This window comes from Vallitaleaceae bacterium 9-2 (assembly GCA_038396585.1).
Classification (GTDB): domain Bacteria; phylum Bacillota; class Clostridia; order Lachnospirales; family Vallitaleaceae; genus UBA1351.
On sequence record CP121691.1, the window covers coordinates 1267678 to 1289363 of the forward strand.

A 21686-nucleotide genomic window follows, 5' to 3' on the forward strand; every position below is an offset into this window, starting at 1 on the left:
TAGTATGAAAAATAGTTATCGTTTTTTTAATAATTCAGCATGTGAGTATTTTCCATGCCATGCAACGACCCATCCCGAAGCATTTAACTGTCTGTTTTGTTTTTGCCCATTATATCTTCAAAAGGACTGTGGAGGTAATTTTCAGATGCGTGGACAGGTCAAAGATTGTTCAGCGTGTAAACTTCCCCATCACCCAAAAGGATATGACTATATCTTGAAAAAGCTAAAAGAAACTATGGGCAAGGAAAAGGGGACAGGTGAAGCGTTATGAGAGGATTAATGATACAAGGGACAAGTTCAGATGCAGGAAAAAGTTACTTGGTTACAGCCTTATGCCGAATCTTTGCAGATAAGGGCTATCAAGTTGCTCCGTTTAAAAGCCAAAATATGTCCAATAACTCCTACGTGACTATTTTTGGCGAAGAAATCGGACGGGCACAAGGCGTACAATCGGAGGCAGCGCGTCAGATACCTAACGTCCATATGAATCCTATTTTGCTTAAGCCAAGAAAAGATACCAAAAGTGAAGTGGTTCTTCATGGAAAAGTATATAAAAGCTATTCGGGGATGGATTATGGAAAAGAGTTTACCCTTAGTAAAGGAATGGACGCAGTTTGCGAAAGTCTAAACTATATTCAGGACCATTATGACATGGTTATTATCGAAGGGGCAGGTTCGCCGGCAGAAGTTAATTTAAATGATCGGGAAATTGTCAATATGCGTATTGCAGAAGCGGCAGATGTGGATGTTATCTTAGTGACTGACATTGACCGCGGTGGTTCGTTTGCTAGCTTGATAGGGACGATTGAATTGGTTTTTGAACATCGTCACCGTATCAAAGGGGTCATCTTCAACAAATTCAGAGGTGACCTTCGCCTATTGCAAGATGGACTGGATTGGTTTGAAGCCTACACCCATATCCCGGTCATTGGTGTGATTGATTATATGCAAGACATCCATATTGAGACAGAAGATGCGCAAAGCGATGCGCTGGTTTTTTCGCGTCAAAAGGAAGAAAAAGATTTCGATGGAAAGCAAAAAACTTTGGATATTGGCATTATTCATATGGAACGTGTGAGCAACAATACAGATGTTGAGCCGTTTATGTACGAACCGGATTGCCGTTTAAGGATTATTCGTACAGCAGATGAATTTAAAGAACCCCATGCGATTATTATTCCTGGAACCAAGTCAACGATTGATGACTTGATCTGTTTAAAGGAAAATGGACTTTTTGATAAAATTCGTGCCTATCAACAAAGGGGTGGTTTTGTCTTTGGCTTGTGTGGTGGATTTCAAGTTTTGGGAGAAAAAATTGTTGATGAGGAAGGCGTAGACCATGATCATGTGCAAACGATTGATGGATTGGGACTTCTTCCGATAGAGACCATGTTTAATGATAAAAAAAGAGTAACTCAAGTCCAGGGTAAAGTTATTGCATCTGTATTTTCAAAAGACAAGGTTTGTGTGGACGGCTATGAAATTCACCTTGGACAGACTCAATATAAAAAACAGGCGTGTCCATTTATTGAACTGGAGGGACAAGTCCTTGATGGGTGTATTGATTCAAGTGGACATGTCATTGGATCATATTTGCACCATATATTTCATAATGATCACTTTCGTCAAATTTGGCTCAATCATATTCGACAACACTATGGATTTGATTTACAACCGGTAGTAGATACAAGTCAGCATAAGGAAGCAGCGTATGACCTTTTGGCAAAAAGAGTTGCAGAGGCTCTTGATATGGAACGTGTCCAAAAAATAATTGACAAAGAGGATATACGGTTATGATTGCTCTTTTAATAGGATTAATCGTGGATATGATAATAGGAGATCCGGAGCATTGGACACATCCGGTGCGCTGGATTGGACGTGGCATACAAAAAACTGAAGAAATAATATACCCCTTTCATAATAAGCGTTTTATGGGAGGGGTACTTGTCGTTGTTATTTTATCAGTGATTACTGGGGTTGTTCTTGGTATTGACATGACCCTTAATAGGTTGGAGTGGACATGGGTAAGGTTCGGTTTTCATATATATGCTTTTTTTGCCGGAATTGCCTTTGGTTCTTTAGTGCGTATTGTAAAAAAAGTGATGATTCCTTTTGCGGCAGGAGACTTAGATAAGGCACGTTATGAGCTTGGCTTTTTTGTTAGCCGTGAGACCAAAGAGTTGACACAAGAGCAAGTGCTAAAAACAGTTATTGAAACATTGGCGGAAAATACAGTCGATGGTATTATTGCGCCTGTATTCTATGCCTTTTTGGGCGAACTTTTTTTTCAGCAAGGCATCTTGTGCATCTGGATCTATAAAGGCATTAACACCATGGATTCGATGATAGGCTATAAAAATGCACGCTATCAGGAGTTTGGTTACGTTGCAGCAAAATTAGATGATGTGGTTAACTTTATACCGGCACGTGTTGGCGCGCTTTTGATTCTTGGTGCGGGAGGACTGTGTGGTTTTGATATGAAGCATGGATTTAAGATGGTACGCCGCGACCATCATAAAACGGAAAGCCCCAATGCAGGATACCCGGAAAGTGCGATGGCAGGTCTTTTAGGGGTGCAAATTGGTGGAACCTATACATACTTTGGAAAAGAAAAAGCCAAACCAACCTTAGGTGAAGCTCTAGAACCCATTCATATGAAGCATGTATATCAAACCAAAAAACTCATCTGGACAATGCAAGTATGTATGCTTATTCTTACTTGTATTGTTATTATGGAGGGGATATTATGATGCCGTTACATGGAGCAAATATTCAAGGAACCTATGCGGCGTATGATGTAGCCTTACCAAAGGAAGAGATTATTGACTTTTCAACAAATACCAACTGCATTGCTCTTACACCTGCATTACAAAAATATTGGAGTGAACTAACTCAGGATATTGACTGTATTTGTCAATATCCTGGAGCGGAACATGGGCAACTGATAGAGGCGATCGCACAGATGCATCAACTATCCCAAGAGCGATTATTGCTTGTTAATGGTACGAATGAAGCTATCTACCTTCTTGCGTCGCTCTTGAGCAAAAAACGTGTAGGCATTATAGAACCTACGTATCCGGAATATGAATGCGCACTAAAGGCTTACAATGCCCATGTTGTTCATATCCAATATGAAGACTTTTGCAATGATGCACTAGATTATAGTCAAGTGGACGCTCTCATACTATGCAACCCAAATAATCCGACAGGTCAATACTTGTCCTATGGGGATTTAGAAGAAAAGGTTGAGCAAATGCAGGCGCATGGCGTGCTTTGTATTATGGATGAAGCCTATATGGATTTTCTGCCGTTAAAGACAGACACGATACATGCGCAGACAAAGCAATGGGCAGAAAAATATAGGCATGTGCTTTTTTTACGAAGCCTCACAAAAATATTTCGTATACCAGGGATTCGTTTAGGCTATGTGATGGCTCATCCGGAATATATAAAAGCTCTGGAAAAAAGGCAACCATCTTGGTCGGTTAATCGCTTAGCCATTGCCTTAGGGATACGTTTGATGGTAGAACAAGACTATATTCAAGAGACAAAAAACTACTATCATAAGGAGCGGGAGCGAGTTACGCAGCAACTAGTGGGTCAAGGATGGAAGGTTCTTTTTTCAACAGTGAATTTTTTTGTGGTAGAGGTATCTAGAGCGGATGACTTGATTGTGTGGTGCTTAAGGCATGGCGTTGTATTAAGGCATACCAAAAATCACAAAGGGCTTGATGGAAAATATATCCGTATTGGATTACAAAGACCGAAAGAAAATGATCGGTTGCTTGAGGTTTTAAAAGCATATCGACATCAAGAATAGAAAGGGAAAAAGATGAAGGATTTTGTATTTATTTCAGATTTTGATGGAACCATAACAAAAAAAGATTTTTATTGGATTTTACTGGAAGAGTATATTGGACAAAAAGGTATTGATTATTATTATGAATGGAAAAAAACACAAAAAATTGGAACACAGTTTTTAAACACCGTCTTTACATGGCATACCTTTACAGAACAAGAACGACTAGATGCATTAAATAAAGTTGAAATCGATAAAGACCTAAAGCCAGTTATTGAAGAAGTACATCAGCAAGGTGGAGATTTTGTTATATTAAGTGCAGGGTTTCGCTATTATATTGAATATGTGCTGTCGCAACAAGGTATTCAAGAGGTTGATGTTTATACAAATGATGGAAGCTTCAAAAACAATACATTTATAATGGAACCGGATAAAACATCACCCTTTTATTCAAAACTTTATGGAATTGATAAAGAAAAAGTCGCAATCATGCATAGAGAAAAATATAAAACCATTATATTTGCAGGAGATTCTGAACCAGACTATAAAGCGGCACTTCATGCCGACGTCATCTTTGCAAAAGATGAATTAGCTAGGCTTTTAGATGAAAATGGACATGCCTATAAACCCTATTCGTGCTTTCAAGATATTCTAACTTACTTACAACAAAGAGCCAAATAAAAAGAATGGGAAAATAGCCTTGACAAAAAGAGAATGGGTTCTTATAATATAACATATGAATACTTGTTCATATGAACAAGTATGATAATCAAAAACAAAAGGAGAGCTTATGTCAGATAAGAAGATAGATTTTGAGACGTGTCAGTGCAATGTATTTCATGAAGATATTATTCGAAGTGTTCATCAGAAGATGCCGGAAGACGAACAACTGTATGAGTTAGCAGATTTATTTAAAGTATTTGGTGATTCAACACGAATTAAGATTATATTTGCGCTATTTACTGAAGAAATGTGTGTGTGTGACATTGCAGCGCTTCTTGGTATGTCTCAGTCAGCGATATCACATCAGCTGCGTGTACTTAAGCAGGCACGTTTGGTCAAGTACAGAAAAGAAGGCAAAGTTGTCTACTATGCACTTGATGATGATCACATTAAGAACATCTTTGACCAGGGACTAAATCACATTATGGAATAGCATAAGGAGGTACTTACAATGGGAAAGAACACAAAAAAAGAGTTTCGTATTACCGGGTTGGACTGTGCACACTGTGCAACCAAGATTGAACAGGGGATTCAAAATATTGACGGGGTCAGCGTTGCTTCGCTAAACTTTGCATCTCAAACATTAACACTGCATGTACAAGACGGAAAAGATGCAGACCAAATTTATAAAGAAGCAGGAGTACTGGCAGATCATATTGAAGCTGGTGTGGCACTAGTGGATAAAGACGATACGACGGCTTCGTCTAAAGAAAGTCTTCTCAATATAAAAGAATTGAGTGTTTTGGGTGTAGGCGTTATTTTATTTGCCATGGCGATTATAGGCACCTTTTCACCGATGATTGAGTTTGGACTTTATTTTGCAGCCTATTTACTCATTGGTGGTGAAGTTCTCTTGCGGGCAGGAAAAAATATCCTCCGCGGACAAGTATTTGACGAGAATTTTCTAATGGCGATAGCAACGATCGGAGCTTTTGCAATCGGTGAATATCCTGAAGGTGTAGCTGTTATGCTATTTTACCAGGTAGGAGAACTATTCCAAGACCTTGCAATAAATCGCTCTAGACGGTCCATTAAAGAATTGTTGGACATTAAGCCGGAATATGCAAACCTTGTTGAAGGTGAGAAGAGCCGACGGGTAAAACCGGATGAAGTAACTGTAGGAAGTCGAATCATAGTAAAACCAGGAGAAAAAGTACCTTTAGATGGTGTGGTTCTTGAAGGAAACTCCATGGTTGATACGATGGCATTAACTGGAGAGTCGATGCCAAGAGATATCGGAAAAGGCGATACGATTTTATCTGGGTTCATTAACCAAAACAGTGTATTAACAGTGGAAGTTACCAAAGTCTATGCAGATTCAACAGTAGCCAAAATCATGGATTTGGTGGAAAATGCAAGTAGCAAAAAAGCCCAAACAGAAAATTTTATTACAACATTTGCGAAGTATTACACACCGGCAGTTGTGTTTTCAGCATTAGCTTTAGCGATTATTCCGCCGATTGTGACGGGAGGCGATTTTTATGACTGGATTTATCGTGCGCTTATCTTCTTGGTCGTGTCGTGTCCTTGTGCTCTTGTTATTTCTATACCTTTAGGCTTTTTTGGAGGTATCGGTGGAGCGTCTAGACATGGTGTGTTAATAAAAGGCAGTAACTATCTTGAAGCATTAAATAAAGTGGATACAGTGGTATTTGATAAAACAGGGACATTGACCCATGGGTTCTTTGAAGTAACACAGATGATTCCACATGCAAATACCGCCTTAAGTCAAGAAGAACTGCTTTATTATGCAGCGATTGGTGAAGTGCACTCGAATCATCCGATTGGTCTATCAATACTAAAAGCCTATGGAAAAACCATAGACGAAAGTAGAATTGTTCATTATGAAGATTTTGCAGGCAAGGGTGCTAAGGTGAAGTATGACCAAGATGAAATTGTAGTCGGTAATGACAAGATGATGCGCCAGATGGGTGTGGAGTTTGAATCGGTGCAATCGTTGGGAACAATTGTATATGTGGCTCTTAATAATCAGTACGCAGGTTATATTGAAATAGAAGATACCATAAAAGAAGATGCAGCGTCAACGATTAAGCGATTAAAGAAAATCGGCGTCCATAATATTGTCATGCTGACAGGAGACCGTAAAGAAGTCGGTCAGATGGTAGGTGCAAAACTTGGGATATCCGATGTTCGTGCAGAATTACTTCCAGGAGATAAGGTAACCGAGCTTGAAACCATTGTGGAAGCAAAAGCACCTTCAAAACGCGTTGCCTTTGTAGGTGATGGAGTCAATGACGCCCCTGTGCTTGCACGTGCAGATATTGGTGTGGCAATGGGAGGCTTGGGTTCAGATGCGGCTATTGAAGCGGCAGATATTGTCTTAATGACCGATGAACCATCCAAGATCGTTTCGGCCATGCATATAGCAAAGCGTACACGAAGTATTGTTTGGCAGAACATTATTTTTGCTTTAGGTGTAAAAGCCATCGTATTGCTTATGGGTGCGGGAGGAGTTGCCACAATGTGGGAAGCCGTTTTTGCAGATGTTGGCGTTGCTTTTATTGCAGTGTTAAATGCTATGCGCGTCATGCGGATAAAAGATATTCATTAAATTTGTTCACGATATGTCTTGGGACTTTTCCCATAAGAGTTTTTAAACATTTTAGAAAAATTCAGTGGATTATTATACCCGGTCTCAAGTGCGACGTCTTTAATAGGCAGCTGAGTTGTTTCCAACAACTTGGCTGCTTTTCCAAGGCGGTAATTAATAAGATATTCTTGGGGTGAGACATTGAGTTCTTTTTTAAAAATGGTTGTTAAATATGATCGGTTGATACCGACATAGTCTGCGATATCGCTGACTTTAATCTCTTGTTTATAATTAATCGCTATATATTGCAAAGCGTGTTCAACGTAAGTCTCGCTTGAGTAATCATAGCGATTTTTTTTATTTCTTTTTTCATTCTGTGCATCAATCAATGTCGATATAATATCAAATAGATAACCTACACGCTTAATTTCGTTGGTAAAAGTCAATTCATTTGAATCTAGAATTTTTCGAATGAGAGGCAAGTATGAAGCGGTAGGTATTCCGGAAGCTGCAACCGGATGATCAGCGGATAAGCCTGCGTGTTGAAGATAGTCTATCGCCATCTCTCCGTCAAAAGTTACCCACATATATTCCCAAGGATCGTTCATATCCGCGGCATAATCGATAGGAACCGATTTTGGAATTAAAAAAAGATCATCTTTTTTTAAAGCATAGGTAGTACCATTAATGGTAAGACTGCCCTTCCCGCTTAAAATGAAATGCAGATGATTTTCGTTAGGGGTTTTATGATTATAGGTATATCCGGGAGTGCAGTGCTGATGTCCGCAATGAACAAGGTATAGATCATTGGTTTGACGCTTTATGTTACGCAGACAACGGAAACCGACGCGCGAATTATAAGTTGTGGGTTTGTCCATAAGAATCCTCCTATAGAATCAATAATTATGTTAAGTTCGTCGAAGTGGCTTTGACGCTTTAATCAAGTATACGCCAAAAAGTATTGAAATGCAACATTATAACATATACATATAACATAAGGATATGGGCGTTAAGTATTAGTGGATATGCTTTGAAAAAGTGTGTAAAATCCTTGTTGATGGTGTATAATATATAAAAAAATATATAAAAACAACGAATATATATACAAATATGACATTATGATATATTTATGCAACATGAATATATTTAACTTCGCATTTATTGTATGTATAATAGGGGCATAGTCAACAAAGACTATCACAAGATAAAAGGAGGATTCATATGAAGCTAAAAAAAGTGATGGCATTAATGTTAACATTAGTAATGGTATTAAGTTTGGCTGCGTGTAGCGGGGGAGACAATTCTAATGAAGGAGGAACAGATTCAGGAGCATCAACCGATACAACCGATACTTCGTCAGAGAGCACCGATTCAGAAAGTTCCGATACATCAGGTTCTTCAGATGTCGCATTAACAGTGGCGATTTGGGATACCAATCAAGAACCTGGATTAACACAGATTATTAATGATTTTACAGAAAAAACAGGTATTAAGGCTCAAATACAAGTAACGCCATGGGAGCAATATTGGACAATGCTTGAAGCAGGTGCAACAGGCGGATCATTACCGGATGTTTTTTGGATGCACTCAAACGAAATTGCAAGATATTCTGAGTATGAGATGCTTCTTGATTTAACTGAACGTATTAAGTCCAGTGACGTATTGGATATGTCAAAATTCCCTCAAGAGATTATTGAAATCTATAACTGGGAAGGTACAACACAATATGCAGTACCAAAAGATATTGATACCATCGGATTGTGGTACAACAAGACCATGTTTGACGAAGCCGGTGTAGCATATCCAGATGATTCATGGACATGGGAAGACTTTAGAGCGGCTGCTGAACAACTTACAAAAGATGATGGAAGCCAATATGGACTTGCGCTTCGTCCAAGTAATAACCAAGCAGGTTGGTACAATTTAGTCTATGGTAAAAATGGTTACATTATTTCGGATGATAAAAAATCTTCAGGCTTTGACTTGCCGGAAACTATTGAAGCGATTGACTTTTTTGCTTCTATGTCAAAAGACGGATTAATGCCACCTTATGAAGTGCTTGCAGAAAATGAAGAACATGCACTTTTTGAAGCAGGAAAAGTGGCGATGATTATGCAAGGTTCTTGGATGCTTGCAGAATTATGTAATAATGAATATGTTATAGAAAATGCTGACATTGCAGTTCTTCCAAAAGATGCAGAGACTGGACGACGACCTTCCATTTACAACGGTCTTGGATGGGCGGCATCAGGAAATACAGAATATCCTGAAGAAGCATGGGCGTTGATTGAGTACATGGGATCAGAAGAAGCGCAACAAAAACAATCAGACCTTGGTATTGTTATTTCAGCGTATGAAGGAACAATGGATAATTGGACAGGAGCATATCCAACATTTAACCTTCAAGCGTATCTAGATATGATGGATGATCTAGTGATTCGTCCATATTCAAAAACAACGGTTCGATGGGAAAATATGGCCAATGACAAAATGATTATGGCATGGACAGGAGATAAGACGGCTGAAGAAGTTTGCTTAGAGATAGCGACAGAGATGAATGCGTTATTAGCAGAAGAATAAAAATGGGGATATAGGCGCCAAAACACATCCGTTTTGGCGCTTATATACATCTGACGAGGAAGTAAGGAGATGATGACGTGTCAACAAGAACAAAAGTAAAGGGAACAAATCGTGCCCGCAGTGAGTTCATTTGGGGGTGGATGTTTATACTTCCGACGATGATTGGATTATTTGTATTAAATATTATCCCTATTTTTCAGACAATATATCAAAGTTTTTTTAAAGCAGGAGCATTTGGAAAGGGGAATGTATTTGTTGGGCTGGACAACTACCGACGTATGTTTGCCGATGCCAGTGTTTGGCAAGCACTGATTAATACATTTAAATATGCTGTTGTTGAAGTGCCTTTTTCTATTGCAATCGCTTTGGTACTTGCGGTATTACTTAATCGTCATATGCGCGGGCGATCACTTTATCGAACGATATATTTCTTGCCGATGGTGGCTGCACCGGCAGCCGTAGCCATGGTTTGGCGCTGGTTATATAACTCTGAATTCGGTTTATTGAATCATTTGTTAAATACCTTGGGATTTGATTCAGTAAATTGGATATCGAATCCAAATACGACATTTATATGGATTGCGGTTGTGGGTATTTGGTCAGTTATTGGATATAATATGGTCCTATTTCTTGCAGGTCTACAAGAAATTCCGCAAGACTATTATGAAGCGGCGATGATTGATGGAGCAAGTGCAGTCAAACAATTTTTTCATATTACCATTCCGCTTATATCACCGATGATGTTTTTTGTATCCGTAACACGAATTATCGCGGCAATGCAAGTGTTTGATGTAATCTATATGATGATGGATCGCAATAATCCGGCATTTTTTAAGACGCAGTCGCTGGTATATCTATTCTATCGATACTCTTTTGTTGAATCAGATAGAGGATATGGATCAGCCATTGTAATGCTGCTACTCTTGGTGATTATGGTCATTACGGTGATTCAAATACGCATGCAAAAAAAATGGGTAAACTACAATTAGGAAGGAGATTATTATGCAAAACAGAAAAATACTCAATTCGATTATCTTACATACGGTATTAATTATTGGCTCAATTGTTATGCTTGTCCCTTTCCTATGGATGGTGTTAACTGCATTTAAGACAATATCAGAGTCAACGCAGATGAACCCATTTGTGATTTTTCCAACGCAATGGCGTACAGACGCATTCGAATCAGTAATGACAAAGATGAATTTTGGGCGCTTATACTGGAATACTTTTGTACTTATGTTGGGACGTGTGTTTTTTGCGGTCATTACAGCAACGTTGGCAGGCTATGCCTTTGGACGTCTTCGGTTTAAGGGACGTGACTTGATGTTTAGCCTAGTGATTTTTCAAATGATGGTACCGGTGCAGATTTTTATTATTCCTCAATACTTGATTGTTAGCAAGTTAGGTATGCTTAACACAAGTTTTGCACTGATATTTCCGGGGCTTGTTACAGCCTTTGGTACGTTCTTATTGCGACAATCCTATATGAGTTTGCCAAAAGACTTGGAGGAAGCGGCTCGACTTGACGGATGTAATATCGGGCAAACCTTTTTATATGTGATGGCGCCGTTGACGCGCTCGGCAATGGTTGCTTTGGGAATATTTACAGCACTCTTTGCCTTTAAAGACTTGATGTGGCCATTAGTTGTCAATACAGAACAAAGTACGATTCCCCTATCGGCAGCTTTAGCAAAAATACAAGGTCAATTTTCGGCAAATTATCCTGAACTTATGGCTGCATCTTTACTTGCGGTTATTCCGATGATTATCATCTATCTTTTCTTTCAAAGACAGTTTATTCAAGGTATTGCTACCAGTGGTGGTAAGTTGTAGGAAAAGGCATATACATACAAAACGAACACATAAGGAGAAAAAAATATGGCAATTATTTTTCATGAACAATCAAGAGAGTTTCACCTCTATAATAATGGGCTAAGTTATATTATTGAAATTATGGATAATGGTCAGTTAGGAAATCTGTATTTTGGTAAAAAGATACATGACCGTGCCTGCTTTAATCATCTACATGAAGAACAAAAAAGAAGTATGGGTGCAAGTCATATGGAGTCATCTCCGCTACTTTTTTTAGAGTATACAAAGCAAGAATATCCTTCTTATGGTACAGGAGACTTTCGTTACCCGGCTTTTGAGATCAAGCAAGAAAATGGAAGTCGAATTAGTCATTTTACATATGTATCCCATAATATTTTTAATGGCAAGAAAAAAATAGAACCCCTTCCGGCAGTCTACGTTGAAGAGGAAGACGAAGCCCAGACATTAGAAATCGAACTATGGGATGAAGTGATGCAGACGCGTTTGATTTTGTCCTATACCTTATTTATGAATTATCCGGTGCTAACACGCCACGCAAAGTTCGTTCATGAAGGGAAGGAATCAATCTGCCTGACAAGTGCGTTGAGTGCGAGTGTGGATCTTGTGGATATGAACTATGAAATGTTGCATTTATCTGGGGCGTGGTCGAGAGAACGCTATGTGAAAAAAAGAATGCTAGAACATGGAGTTCAAGCGGTGCATAGCATGCGAGGTGCCAGTAGTCTAGAACATAATCCGTTTTTGGCATTAAAACGACCTGAGGCTACAGAATTTGATGGAGAAGTGTTTGGGTTTAGTTTGGTTTACAGTGGAAGCTTCTTGGCGCAAGTGGAAGTGTCCACCCATGATATGACACGGGTATCAATGGGGATTCACCCAAACAATTTTGAGTGGAGCTTAAGTTATGGCGAGACTTTTCAAACGCCGGAGGTTGTTATGGTCTATTCGGACCAAGGTCTAAACAAGATGAGTCAGACCTATCATGAACTCTATCGGACACGCCTAGCGCGCGGGCTTTGGAGAGATAAAGAACGTCCGGTACTTCTAAATAACTGGGAAGCAACCTATATGGATTTTACGGAGGATAAAATCTTAGATATAGCCAAAAAAGCCAAAGAAGTCGGTGTAGAGTTATTTGTTCTAGATGATGGCTGGTTTGGAACGCGGGATGACGACATGCAAGGCTTAGGCGATTGGTATGTCAATACAGATAAGTTGCCTAATGGTATTCGGGGGCTATCGGAAAAAGTAGAAGACTTAGGTATGAAGTTTGGTCTATGGATTGAGCCGGAGATGGTTAACAAAAATAGTGGGTTGTATCGTGCCCATCCGGAGTGGTTGATTTCAACACCTAATCGCTTAGACAGCTTTAGCCGTACACAACATGTGCTGGATTACTCCCGAAAAGAAGTGGTGGATTATATTCATGAGATGATATCAAAGATTATCCGTGAATCAAAGATCTCATATATAAAGTGGGATATGAACCGATATATAACAGAATGCTATTCTCATGGAGCATCACCAATGGAACAGGGAAAAGTCATGCATCGTTATATTCTAGGTGTCTATGATTTGTATACACGTTTAATTCAGGAGTTTCCGCAGATTTTATTTGAGTCTTGTTCAAGTGGTGGAGGACGATTTGACCCGGGGATGCTATATTTTGCACCTCAGACATGGACAAGTGATGATACGGATGCTATAGAACGTTTAAAGATTCAATATGGGACGAGTGTTGTCTATCCGTTATCAAGTATAGGGGCGCACATATCTGCAGTACCCAATCATCAAATTAAACGGATGACACCGCTTAAAACCCGTGGGAAAGTTGCATTTTTTGGGGCGTTTGGATATGAGATGGACTTAAATACCCTATCGGATGATGAGCTAATGATTGTACGTGAACAAATCGCTTACTATAAAGAAAATAGAGCGTTAATTCATCAAGGCGTATTTTATCGGCTAAAAAGTCCTTTTGAAGGGCATGATACGGCATGGATGGTTGTGGCAAAAGATCAAAGTGAAGCTATTGCAGCTTATTATCAAAGTCTAAACCGGGTCAATGCTAGCTGGCTTCGCTTTAAACTTAAAGGACTTCATCCCGATAAAAAATATCAGGTGACCAACCCATATATGTCCCATGAAGCATACGGAGATGAACTTATGGAGATAGGCCTTGTTCTTCGACGTAAATGGTTGAATCTAGAAGGTGGAGATTTTGCTTCGCTCATCTTTAACCTAAAAGAATGTTAAGATAAGCGTTGATTTTAACGTAAAAGAGGCATTGCGCCAGCAGATGATATGCTGGTGCAATGCCTCTTAAGCTTTTTTATTTATTGGGTTTATTTGCGTTATTGCCTTTGTTATTTTTTTCGGGTTTTCCGGCTTTCTCCGGTTTGTCAGATTTTTCCGGTTTTTCCGGTTTGACTTTAGCGTTACTGGATGGGTTAGCTTTTAATTCTTCTTGAGCTTTCTTTTTGTTTTCAATACGCTCTTTTTGAATTTCGCGAATTGTTTTTTGAGCCCACTCATCAAGATCAATGGAATCATCTAAATCCGTTGCTTTTAATCGAGTAAGCAAATTTGCTTTTCCAGGGGAGATGGAATACTTCGTTGCCATTTCAAAACGTTCTTTGATAAAATCTGGCAATGGATTCTCAATAGAGATGGCTCCATCCGTTGTCTGTGAAGTATCGCCGTCAATCTCTACTCCTTCAATAACATCGGGAGTTTCGCTGGAACTTGTGGTGCTGTCTTCATTTGCAAAAAGAGTGAAGCTAAAAGCGATTAAAAAAACAGTAACCGTCATTCCAAGTTTTGCTAATACATTTTTTGTGTTCATCATAAATCCTCCTAAAAAAAATATGTGTATAGTAGCGCGAATACTTTCTATCCGAAATAATGCGCAAAAAGAGAATACGATGAAGCATCTCTTCGGCAACTGGCTACCTTTCCATATAGGTTAAGGCCCTTAAGTTTTGCGTCCTTATTTTTCAATAAGTTTGCCTTTATCGGATAAAATAAGTATAAAGAAAAATGCATAAAAAATCAAGAGTTATATTGACAGGTGATTAAAGTCATGCTAGGATAATGAAAGTTAAATATAGAAGTATATGGATTGTTACTTAATTTTAAGGCAAAACCAAAAACCAAGAGATAGCAAGGAGTCTCTAGTTTTTGGTTTTTTTTGTGAGTATGGAAAGGTGGTTGTTATGAAAACAATTTATGGGAAAGGTGTAGTTGATGGGATTACAAAAGGTAAGATCATGTACTACCAACCAGCAACAAATGAAGTGCCAACCCAGCTATGTAAAGAACACCAGCATGAATGGGAAAAATTCATTCAAGGACGTGCATTGGCTCAAAAAGAACTTGGTGCATTGAAGCAAGCGATGGATGAAGAGACATCTAAAGAAGAAGTGGATATTCTAGAAGCACATATGATGATGATGGATGATGTGACGTTTGAAGAAATGATTAAGGAAAACATATGGACTCATTCAATGAATGCAGCCTATGCAGTATCGAGTGCGTCTAAAGAGCTGGTAGAGATTTTTAATCATATGGAAAACGCATATATGCGTGAACGTGCTCTTGACTTAAAAGATGTGACAAGGCGTATAATAAATGCTATATTGCATCCTCAATCAAATCTTAAGCGTGGTTTTAATCCAGAAGGAGAGATGATTATCCTGGCAGCGAAAGACTTGTTGCCAAGTGAAACGATTCAGATGGATAAAACAAAAATTTTGGCGTTGCTTACAGAAGAGGGGACTCCAAACTCTCATACGGTTATTATTGCGCGCTCCCTCAATATTCCTGCAATTATTTCGGTAGGAGAACAGCTAAATAGTTCCCTTGACGGAAAAGAGGCTATTGTAGATGGCGATCAAGGTAGAATTCATATTGAACCTGATGCCAAAACAATATCAAGCTTTCAAAAGCGTCAGAGTATGATAGAAAAGCAAAGAGAAGAAGATGATGAACTGATTGGCTTGGATAATGTTACAAAGGATGGCAAGCGTATAAATGTATATGCAAATATTGGAAGTCCGGAGGAAGTTGAAGCGGTATGTCGATATGATGCAGGGGGAATCGGACTTTTTCGAAGTGAATTTTTGTTTTTAGAAAAGACAGATTATCCAACAGAAGAAGAGCAATTTCAAGCCTATAAAAAAGTGGCGGTTGCGATGAAGGATAAGCCGGTTATCGTAAGAACAATAGATATAGGTGCGGATAAACAAGCGAGTTACTTTAAGATTCCGCAAGAAGAAAACCCGGCAATGGGCTATCGGGCGATACGGATTTGCTTGGAAGAACCGGAAATTTTTAAAGTTCAGCTTAGAGCCCTATACCGTGCGTCGGCGTTTGGACGCATTGCCATTATGTTTCCAATGATTACATCGGTTGAAGAAGTTTTAGAGATTAAACGTATTATTCGTGAAGTTAAGCAAGAGTTGACCCAAAGGGGGATAGCTTATTCGAATAATGTCGAGCTAGGCATTATGATTGAGACACCTGCTGCGGTTATGATGAGTGATGCGTTGGCAGAAGTTGTGGATTTTTTTAGTATTGGGACAAATGATTTAACTCAGTATACTCTAGCGGTTGATCGGCAAAATCCACGTATAGAACGGTTTTATAATCCCCACCATCCAGCGGTTTTGCGTATGATTGAGTTTGTTGTTAATAATGCACATAAAAAAGGGAAATGGGTAGGAGTTTGTGGTGAACTTGGTGGTGACCTTGAATTGCTTGAATTTTTCTTGAAAATAGGCTTGGATGAAGTGTCTATAGCACCTTCGAAGGTTTTGAAAATGAGAAAAGCGATACGATCGATAGAATCTGAGTAGGCAATAAGCACAATCATTAAAAAAAAAGATGTTGACTTTTAGATAAAGTGCTGGTATAGTGAATATAGTAAAAAGAATATTTTGGATTGTTACTGGTCGTGCAGGCATCACCAAATTTTGTTGAATTAAATAATGATTCAGCTTAGTTTGGTGTTTTTTAATGTGAGGGTTAATGGAGAGGTGTTATGAGAGTTATAAAAGCAATTAATAATAATGTGGTGAGCGCAAAAGACGACACTGGACGTGAATTTGTTGTTATGGGACGTGGAATCGGATTTAAAGTAAAAGAAAATATGGAGATTGATCAAGATCGTATTGAGAAAGTTTTTTATATGGACAACCAAAATACTATTGATCATTTTAAAGAACTGCTTTCGAACATTCCTATGCAACATTTTAAAGTTAGTAATGACATTATTACCTACGCTAAACAGATTCTCAACAAAAAACTCAACCAAAACATTTATATCACACTTACCGATCACATCAACTTTGCAGTTGAACGCTATAATCAAGGCATGATGTTCCAAAACCCACTATTATGGGAAGTACAAAGTATCTATAAGAACGAGTTCCAAATTGGAGAGTACGCGATACGTCATATTAGTGACCAATTGGGGATCTTTTTCCCGGAAGATGAAGCGGCATCTATTGCGTTACATATTGTTAATGCAGAGTATAATACTGTGATGGCAGATGCTATGAATATGACAAAAATGGTACCTGTTATTGTAGATATCGTGAAGGAGTACTATCAAACAGATATTGCTGAAGATAGCTTACATTATGAACGGTTTGTCACCCATCTGAAGTTTTTAGCACAACGGATTATTAATAGAGAGCTGTTAGACAGCCAAGAAGCAGAATTACACAATGTAGTTACAAACTTATATCCAAAAGAATATGCGTGTGCACAAGAGATTGCCAAATACATTGAAAATATATATACATATAAAATCACGGAAGAGGAGTTAGTATATCTTACAGTTCATATACGTCGTGTTATCACGGTCGATTAAATTTAAAGGAGAAAATGATGATTTCAAAATTAAAAAGTTTATTTAGCAAGGACGATAAAGAATTGATTTATGCACCGATACCAGGAGATGTTATTCCGGTAACAAAAGTTAGCGACCCAACATTTGGTCAAGAGCTTGTAGGAAAAGGTGTGGCGATTATTCCCCGTGAAGGAAAAGTATATGCACCGGTCAATGGAAATGTTTCGACAATATTTCCGACGCTCCATGCTATTGCAATGGTGAGTGAAAATGGAGCGGAGATTCTTATGCATATCGGTCTAGAAACAGTTAAGCTCAAAGGGGAATTTTTTACAGCCCATGTTGAAAGCGGCGCCGATGTAAAAAAAGGTGATTTGCTTCTTGAGTTTGATGTAGAAGCGATTAAGAATGCGGGTTATGATATTGTCTCACCAGTGGTGGTGTGCAATGTTGATAACTATGCGGTGATTGACTCCAAAGTTGATCAAAATGCAGGAAATAAGGATGTTATTATTGCGTTGACAAAAAACGCTCAATAATATGGTGTGAACATCAGCCAAAATAAGTATCTGCGTGTGGTTGCATGAAGGCAGCAGCGCTACAAGAAAGGGGTAAATTGTATTATGATGAAGTATTTGCAAAAACTAGGAAAATCTTTGATGTTACCTGTTGCAGTATTGCCGGTAGCCGGGATCCTTATGGGGATTGGTTATTGGATTGACCCAACAGGTTGGGGAGCAAACAGTGTTTTAGCCGGATTCTTAATCAAAGCAGGTGGATCAGTCATAGATAATATGGCGATTTTGTTTGCGATTGGGGTTGCGGTAGGTATGTCGGATGACAATGATGGAACATCGGCATTGGCAGGTCTTGTGTCATGGTTGATGATTACAACATTATTATCAAGTGGTGCTGTTGAGATATTTACAGGGGAAGCAGCAGATCCGGCATTTGGAAAAATTAACAACCAGTTTATAGGAATTTTATCTGGTATTATTGGTGCAACATGTTATAATAAATTCAAGAATACAAAATTACCAAGTGCATTGGCGTTCTTTAGTGGAAAACGAAGTGTTGCCATTGTCACTGCAGGGGTAACAATTGTTGTTTCAGGTATTTTATTTGTAGTTTGGCCAGTATTATATGGTGGTCTTGTAAGTTTTGGTACAGCGATTTTAGGAACCGGAGCTGTTGGGGCTGGAATCTATGCTTTCTTAAATCGTCTATTGATTCCACTTGGCTTACACCATGCTTTAAACTCAGTATTCTGGTTTGATGTAGCTGGAATTAACGACTTGACAAACTTCTGGTCAGCAGAAGGTAATGGCGTATTGGGAACAACAGGTATGTATATGTCTGGTTTCTTCCCGGTAATGATGTTTGGATTGCCAGCGGCAGCCTTAGCTATGTATCATACAGCAAAAGATAGCAAGCGTAAAATCGCAGGTGGTCTTTTGGGTGCGGCAGCATTATGTTCATTCTTTACAGGTGTAACTGAGCCATTAGAATTTGCGTTTATGTTCTTAGCACCAGTACTTTATGTAGTACATGCTTTATTAGCCGGTGTTTCTTCATTTATCGTTGCATTATTGCCTGCACGTGCAGGATTTAACTTTAGCGCAGGTCTTATTGACTACGTCTTAAGTTTTAAAGCACCAATGGCACTTAATCCGTTATTATTACTTCCAGTAGGAGCAGGTTTCTTTGCATTATACTATGTTATCTTTAAAGCTGTTATCTTGAAGTTTGACTTAAAAACTCCAGGTAGAGAAGATGACACAGAAGATGAAGTCAATGTACAACTTAAAAACAATGACTTTACAGCTGTTGCAGCTGCAATATTAGAAGGTGTAGGCGGTAAAGAAAACGTAGTTAGCGCAGATAACTGTATTACACGACTTCGTCTTGAAGTTAAAGATTATACCAAGGTTCATGATAAGAAAATCAAAGCTGCAGGCGTGGCAGGGGTTATTCGCCCAAGTAAAACAAGTGTACAAGTTATCGTTGGAACACAAGTACAGTTTGTAGCAGACGAATTTAAAAAAATGTTAAAATAGGAGATTGTTAGGAGATTGTATGGAATATAAAGTTTGCAAGATTGAGACATTACAAGAGATTGAAAAGGCACAGCGACTTGAAATTAATAATTTTAACTGGAATTGTGTATACAAACCGATAGCATACGGGTATATGGCATACCTTGAAGGTGTCGGACTTGTTGTTCGGTTTGTGGTGGAAGAAGAAAATCCCCAGAGAACATACACGAAACCTCAGGATCCGGTATACCGTGATAGTGCGGTAGAGGTTTTTGTTTCCTTTCAAGAGACGCAACCTGATCAAGAATCCTTGTATATGAATTTTGAAATTAATTCAAATGGAGCCATGCTTGCAAACTATGGTTATGGACGCCATGACAGGAACGTACTTTCGCAAACAATGTATGATAAATGTAATGTGCGTGCAGAAGTTCTTAAAGACCATTGGACGGTAGACTTAGTCATTCCGATGTCTTTAATTCAAGAATTGACAGGAATAGAAAGTTTAAAAACAGGGGAGTGTTTTTACTGCAACTTTTATAAAATTGCAGAAAGCAAAGAAATCGAGCATTATGCAAGTTATAATCCGATTGTAAGCGAAAATCCAAACTTTCATCTTCCACAATTTTTTGCAAAAGCTATTGTACAATAGATGACATGTAAAAGCCGTTGTGCTCAACGTAGAGCACAACGGCTTTTTTTATGTCATGATAGCTACATAACATGTATAATGTTTTTTGCATTTATACCCCGTTTATGATTCTGAACAATAAAAAAGAACATCTTATACTTAAGATATTCTCTATGCCTTGATACGACAATAATGCAGTTGGGGGGACTCGAACCCCCACGGACCTAAGCCCACAAGATCCTTAGTTTGAAATGCATACGAACGTACATTCTTATACGGTTTTTTTTATTCTCGGAATAGGCTAAATATAAGGCTTTGCAAAAATGAAAGTCTGTAGCAGTATTTTGTATTTACCATCATTATTAAATTTATGGACCACTATGACCCAAAGAATTTAGGCTATCTAGTGCCTTCTTTTTTTGCGTTAAGTCAGAATGTGTATAGATATTTGTGATCTTTAAATCAGAATGATTCAATATCTCTTGGACAGTAATTATGTTCACACCATTAGATATTAACCATGAAGCGCATGAATGGCGCAAGCCATGAAATGTAATTCTGTTCATTTCCGGATATATCTTCAATAACTTCTTAACATCGTTTCTAAATTTATAACTAATTTGTTTGTCGGCAATAATATTTCCATTATCGTAAGTGCTCAAATATCCATCGTAAACATGGTTATATTCCTCGCCATACATTGCCTGCATTTCATCTTTATGCTTGATACTTGCTTTTAAAAAATAAACTAAATTCTCCGTTAAAGGAAGGACATTGACTTTTTTGTTTTTAGTATTGGTAAGAATTGTGTTTTCATCCATTTGTTTGATAATATTCGTACCTCTTATTTGGCTTCTGTAGGCTTTTTTCATAGCGTGACGTATTGTTATAGTCATCTTGTTAAAATCTATGTCAGAAACATGAATAGCGGCTGTTTCTTCGGCACGTAAACCAAGGTGAAGAGCAAGATAAATATTGAAATAAATGGAACTTTCTTTTAAATGTGGTAAGTATCGTTTTATTTCATCATAATTCCAATGCTTCAACTTACTTTCTTGGTTTGGGGAATCATATACATCCAGCTTAACTCTATCCATAATCTTATCTGGAATATATTCCATTGAATAGCAATAGAAGAATGCAGACTTTAAAGTTTTATGAATCTTTTTAATGGCATCTTGTGATTTGCCCATATCATGTAGCACTCTATAAAAACTTTTGACATGACCAACCTTTAAGGCTTCAACTTTCTTTTTTCCAAAATTATCTTTTATAACTTTTATCTTTTCTTCGTAAAAAAGGATACTGTCATGTCGGCAATTACGAATCACGTGTTCATCATGCCAAGTATCCATGACTTCGGCTACAGTTTGTAGATGATATGTTTTAAATTGATCAAGAACTTTCATAGCATCAATACTTTTCAAGAAGTCTTTTGCTGCTTTTTCTGTAGGGAATCCGCTAAGCCTTTTACGTTTTCTGTTTTCAGCAGTGCTACCAGGTAACTCAAATCGAACTCCGTATCCATTTTTCGTTTTATAAACCGGCATAATATACCACCTTTCTTTGAATAGGCATAAAAGCCCTTGCTTAACAAGGGTTACGTTTGGTATACTATATTTGATATATACGGTATACTGTAACCCAAGTTGGTTATTGTGTATCAGGACCGCTCTGTT

General features: G+C 38.3%; 19 protein-coding genes and 1 riboswitch. Of the genes, 16 read left to right on the forward strand and 3 right to left on the reverse strand.

Annotation, left to right across the window (positions count from 1 at the left end; genetic code table 11):
* Positions 1-4 precede the first annotated feature (4 nt).
* The 7 genes from QBE53_05805 to QBE53_05835 all read left to right on the forward strand — a co-directional run bounded on the left by QBE53_05805 (position 5) and on the right by QBE53_05835 (position 7094).
* Positions 5-271 (forward strand): cysteine-rich small domain-containing protein, encoded by a 267-nt coding sequence (locus QBE53_05805; GenBank protein ID WZL82624.1) that lies wholly within the window; start codon positions 5-7, stop codon positions 269-271.
* Complete coding sequence (locus QBE53_05810; GenBank protein WZL82625.1) at positions 268-1797, forward strand: cobyric acid synthase; 1530 nt, start codon at positions 268-270, stop codon at positions 1795-1797. Before QBE53_05805 ends, QBE53_05810 begins: the two co-directional genes overlap by 4 nt.
* Positions 1794-2750, forward strand: a complete 957-nt coding sequence (gene cbiB, locus QBE53_05815) for an adenosylcobinamide-phosphate synthase CbiB (protein WZL82626.1) — start codon at positions 1794-1796, stop codon at positions 2748-2750. Before QBE53_05810 ends, cbiB begins: the two co-directional genes overlap by 4 nt.
* Positions 2747-3820, forward strand: a complete 1074-nt coding sequence (cobD, locus tag QBE53_05820) for a threonine-phosphate decarboxylase CobD (protein WZL82627.1) — start codon at positions 2747-2749, stop codon at positions 3818-3820. Before cbiB ends, cobD begins: the two co-directional genes overlap by 4 nt.
* 12 nt (positions 3821-3832) lie before the next feature.
* Positions 3833-4480: an MtnX-like HAD-IB family phosphatase gene (locus QBE53_05825; protein ID WZL82628.1), complete on the forward strand. Its 648-nt coding sequence runs from the start codon at positions 3833-3835 to the stop codon at positions 4478-4480.
* Between the two features lie 109 nt (positions 4481-4589).
* On the forward strand, positions 4590-4955 hold the full coding sequence (locus tag QBE53_05830; protein WZL82629.1) for a metalloregulator ArsR/SmtB family transcription factor: 366 nt from the start codon (positions 4590-4592) through the stop codon (positions 4953-4955).
* 18 nt (positions 4956-4973) lie between these two features.
* Positions 4974-7094, forward strand: coding sequence for a heavy metal translocating P-type ATPase (locus QBE53_05835; protein ID WZL82630.1), 2121 nt, complete (start codon positions 4974-4976; stop codon positions 7092-7094).
* On the opposite strand, the gene QBE53_05840 is transcribed toward QBE53_05835, so the two are convergent.
* Positions 7091-7951, reverse strand: a complete 861-nt coding sequence (locus QBE53_05840; GenBank protein ID WZL82631.1) for an AraC family transcriptional regulator — start codon at positions 7949-7951, stop codon at positions 7091-7093. The genes QBE53_05835 and QBE53_05840 overlap by 4 nt on opposite strands.
* Before the next feature lie 343 nt (positions 7952-8294).
* Here QBE53_05840 and QBE53_05845 point away from each other — a divergent pair, with 343 nt between their 5' ends.
* The 4 genes from QBE53_05845 to QBE53_05860 all read left to right on the forward strand — a co-directional run bounded on the left by QBE53_05845 (position 8295) and on the right by QBE53_05860 (position 13742).
* Positions 8295-9653: a sugar ABC transporter substrate-binding protein gene (locus QBE53_05845; protein ID WZL82632.1), complete on the forward strand. Its 1359-nt coding sequence runs from the start codon at positions 8295-8297 to the stop codon at positions 9651-9653.
* A 140-nt stretch (positions 9654-9793) separates the two neighbouring features.
* Positions 9794-10642: a sugar ABC transporter permease gene (locus QBE53_05850; GenBank protein ID WZL83269.1), complete on the forward strand. Its 849-nt coding sequence runs from the start codon at positions 9794-9796 to the stop codon at positions 10640-10642.
* A gap of 13 nt (positions 10643-10655) precedes the next feature.
* On the forward strand, positions 10656-11486 hold the full coding sequence (locus QBE53_05855) for a carbohydrate ABC transporter permease (protein WZL82633.1): 831 nt from the start codon (positions 10656-10658) through the stop codon (positions 11484-11486).
* Between the two features lie 45 nt (positions 11487-11531).
* Positions 11532-13742: an alpha-galactosidase gene (locus tag QBE53_05860; protein ID WZL82634.1), complete on the forward strand. Its 2211-nt coding sequence runs from the start codon at positions 11532-11534 to the stop codon at positions 13740-13742.
* Between the two features lie 76 nt (positions 13743-13818).
* On the opposite strand, the gene QBE53_05865 is transcribed toward QBE53_05860, so the two are convergent.
* A complete protein-coding gene (locus tag QBE53_05865; protein ID WZL82635.1) occupies positions 13819-14334 on the reverse strand; it encodes a hypothetical protein in 516 nt (171 codons plus the stop codon).
* An 88-nt stretch (positions 14335-14422) separates the two neighbouring features.
* Positions 14423-14506: riboswitch (cyclic di-GMP riboswitch) on the reverse strand.
* A gap of 195 nt (positions 14507-14701) precedes the next feature.
* On the opposite strand from QBE53_05865, the gene ptsP reads away from it, so the two are divergent.
* The 5 genes from ptsP to QBE53_05890 all read left to right on the forward strand — a co-directional run bounded on the left by ptsP (position 14702) and on the right by QBE53_05890 (position 20028).
* Positions 14702-16342: a phosphoenolpyruvate--protein phosphotransferase gene (ptsP, locus tag QBE53_05870; GenBank protein ID WZL82636.1), complete on the forward strand. Its 1641-nt coding sequence runs from the start codon at positions 14702-14704 to the stop codon at positions 16340-16342.
* Between the two features lie 185 nt (positions 16343-16527).
* Positions 16528-17361, forward strand: coding sequence for a PRD domain-containing protein (locus QBE53_05875; GenBank protein WZL82637.1), 834 nt, complete (start codon positions 16528-16530; stop codon positions 17359-17361).
* A 14-nt stretch (positions 17362-17375) separates the two neighbouring features.
* Entirely contained in the window at positions 17376-17879 is a 504-nt protein-coding gene (locus QBE53_05880) for a PTS glucose transporter subunit IIA (protein WZL82638.1), read from the forward strand.
* Between the two features lie 84 nt (positions 17880-17963).
* Positions 17964-19397, forward strand: a complete 1434-nt coding sequence (nagE, locus tag QBE53_05885) for an N-acetylglucosamine-specific PTS transporter subunit IIBC (protein ID WZL82639.1) — start codon at positions 17964-17966, stop codon at positions 19395-19397.
* Between the two features lie 19 nt (positions 19398-19416).
* Positions 19417-20028 (forward strand): carbohydrate-binding family 9-like protein, encoded by a 612-nt coding sequence (locus QBE53_05890; protein ID WZL82640.1) that lies wholly within the window; start codon positions 19417-19419, stop codon positions 20026-20028.
* A gap of 347 nt (positions 20029-20375) precedes the next feature.
* Here the strand turns inward: QBE53_05890 and QBE53_05895 are convergent, their stop codons facing one another.
* Positions 20376-21557, reverse strand: coding sequence for a site-specific integrase (locus tag QBE53_05895; protein ID WZL82641.1), 1182 nt, complete (start codon positions 21555-21557; stop codon positions 20376-20378).
* Between the last annotated feature and the right edge of the window lie 129 nt (positions 21558-21686).

What these genes read in the sequence shown, in the direction of transcription:
- QBE53_05805 (WZL82624.1), top strand. Translation starts at nt 5, where the DNA reads ATGAAAAATAGTTATCGTTTTTTTAATAATTCAGCATGTGAGTATTTT.
- QBE53_05810 (WZL82625.1), top strand. Translation starts at nt 268, where the DNA reads ATGAGAGGATTAATGATACAAGGGACAAGTTCAGATGCAGGAAAAAGT.
- cbiB (WZL82626.1), top strand. Translation starts at nt 1,794, where the DNA reads ATGATTGCTCTTTTAATAGGATTAATCGTGGATATGATAATAGGAGAT.
- cobD (WZL82627.1), top strand. Translation starts at nt 2,747, where the DNA reads ATGATGCCGTTACATGGAGCAAATATTCAAGGAACCTATGCGGCGTAT.
- QBE53_05825 (WZL82628.1), top strand. Translation starts at nt 3,833, where the DNA reads ATGAAGGATTTTGTATTTATTTCAGATTTTGATGGAACCATAACAAAA.
- QBE53_05830 (WZL82629.1), top strand. Translation starts at nt 4,590, where the DNA reads ATGTCAGATAAGAAGATAGATTTTGAGACGTGTCAGTGCAATGTATTT.
- QBE53_05835 (WZL82630.1), top strand. Translation starts at nt 4,974, where the DNA reads ATGGGAAAGAACACAAAAAAAGAGTTTCGTATTACCGGGTTGGACTGT.
- QBE53_05840 (WZL82631.1), bottom strand. Translation starts at nt 7,951, where the DNA reads ATGGACAAACCCACAACTTATAATTCGCGCGTCGGTTTCCGTTGTCTG.
- QBE53_05845 (WZL82632.1), top strand. Translation starts at nt 8,295, where the DNA reads ATGAAGCTAAAAAAAGTGATGGCATTAATGTTAACATTAGTAATGGTA.
- QBE53_05850 (WZL83269.1), top strand. Translation starts at nt 9,794, where the DNA reads ATGTTTATACTTCCGACGATGATTGGATTATTTGTATTAAATATTATC.
- QBE53_05855 (WZL82633.1), top strand. Translation starts at nt 10,656, where the DNA reads ATGCAAAACAGAAAAATACTCAATTCGATTATCTTACATACGGTATTA.
- QBE53_05860 (WZL82634.1), top strand. Translation starts at nt 11,532, where the DNA reads ATGGCAATTATTTTTCATGAACAATCAAGAGAGTTTCACCTCTATAAT.
- QBE53_05865 (WZL82635.1), bottom strand. Translation starts at nt 14,334, where the DNA reads ATGATGAACACAAAAAATGTATTAGCAAAACTTGGAATGACGGTTACT.
- ptsP (WZL82636.1), top strand. Translation starts at nt 14,702, where the DNA reads ATGAAAACAATTTATGGGAAAGGTGTAGTTGATGGGATTACAAAAGGT.
- QBE53_05875 (WZL82637.1), top strand. Translation starts at nt 16,528, where the DNA reads ATGAGAGTTATAAAAGCAATTAATAATAATGTGGTGAGCGCAAAAGAC.
- QBE53_05880 (WZL82638.1), top strand. Translation starts at nt 17,376, where the DNA reads ATGATGATTTCAAAATTAAAAAGTTTATTTAGCAAGGACGATAAAGAA.
- nagE (WZL82639.1), top strand. Translation starts at nt 17,964, where the DNA reads ATGATGAAGTATTTGCAAAAACTAGGAAAATCTTTGATGTTACCTGTT.
- QBE53_05890 (WZL82640.1), top strand. Translation starts at nt 19,417, where the DNA reads ATGGAATATAAAGTTTGCAAGATTGAGACATTACAAGAGATTGAAAAG.
- QBE53_05895 (WZL82641.1), bottom strand. Translation starts at nt 21,557, where the DNA reads ATGCCGGTTTATAAAACGAAAAATGGATACGGAGTTCGATTTGAGTTA.